We start from the raw sequence: 1,103 nt of genomic DNA on the forward strand, positions 1-1,103 counted from the left end.
ACATCACCCTGCGGTATTTTTACAACCGAAAAAACGCCGAATAAAAGAGTATGATTGGGACGATTTGCACGGTGTTATTATTCATAATATGTCACGTAATGCCTTAAGTTCAACCGTGTTAATGGTGTGCCAACCGGGCACGCACCAAGTGATAGATCATATTATGTTAGATCCTATGCGAGCCGGTGCAGGAAGTACATTTGTTTGGGGGTGGATCAATAGTTTTATGGTGCATTATAAATCTGCCAATATCGATGACGGTGAATATAAGTCAGATCAAGAAGCGGAATTTAAAGCCCATAGGATTGAAGGTGAAGGCTGGCCCGAATGGATGGTCGAAGCGTTTAATGCCACATCGCAAGAAGAGCTCGCCGAAATCAAACAACGGCACCATATAACGGAATAACCCAGATGATTAAGGAATAATTATGCCATCAAAATACCGCCCGCAAATTCTTGGTTGGTTTGGGGATCTAGATAAAGGTCCTTATAGTGTACCTTTGCATGATCGCCGCTTAAGTTATGCCAATAATACCTATTGTGCCTTTATTCGTCAGGATCACAATGATCAGATTTTTTATGGTTGTCTCCACTTTATTGTTACTATTTTGGGAAGTATATCAGTTGTTGGATCTTGTACATTTATTATGGATTATGATAATCCTGATAGTGGTAGTATGCTTTGTTTAATTGGAATTATTGGATTTATTACTTGTTGCCTCACTGTGTATTATGCGGTTCCTCAACTGTATCATTATCTATTCTCCCGCTATGGCAGCCCCATTATATTTAATCGTAAAACGGGTAAAGTCTATGTTAATGAAAGTTACTTTTTTAACTTTAAGTTTTTACATCACCCTGCGGTATTTTTACAACCGAAAAAACGCCGAATAAAAGAGTATGATTGGGACGATTTGCACGGTGTTATTATTCATAATATGTCACGTAATGCCTTAAGTTCAACCGTGTTAATGGTGTGCCAACCGGGCACGCACCAAGTGATAGATCATATTATGTTAGATCCTATGCGAGCCGGTGCAGGAAGTACATTTGTTTGGGGGTGGATCAATAGTTTTATGGTGCATTATAAATCTGCCAATATC

Annotated in this window: 2 protein-coding genes; both read left to right on the plus strand. The window is 39.1% G+C overall.

Features of this window, described 5'->3' with window-relative positions; translation table 11 throughout:
* Nucleotides 1–406 (plus strand): DUF6708 domain-containing protein (locus A9G34_RS10690; RefSeq protein ID WP_218055653.1); only part of this gene is annotated, 406 nt, incomplete at its 5' end.
* Nucleotides 407–428: 22 nt separating this feature from the next.
* Nucleotides 429–1,103, plus strand: a 675-nt coding sequence (locus A9G34_RS01885) for a DUF6708 domain-containing protein (RefSeq protein ID WP_065568716.1), incomplete at its 3' end; no start/stop codon positions are given.

This window comes from Gilliamella sp. Choc4-2 (genome assembly GCF_001690355.1).
Classification (GTDB): Bacteria; Pseudomonadota; Gammaproteobacteria; order Enterobacterales; family Orbaceae; genus Gilliamella; species Gilliamella apicola_A.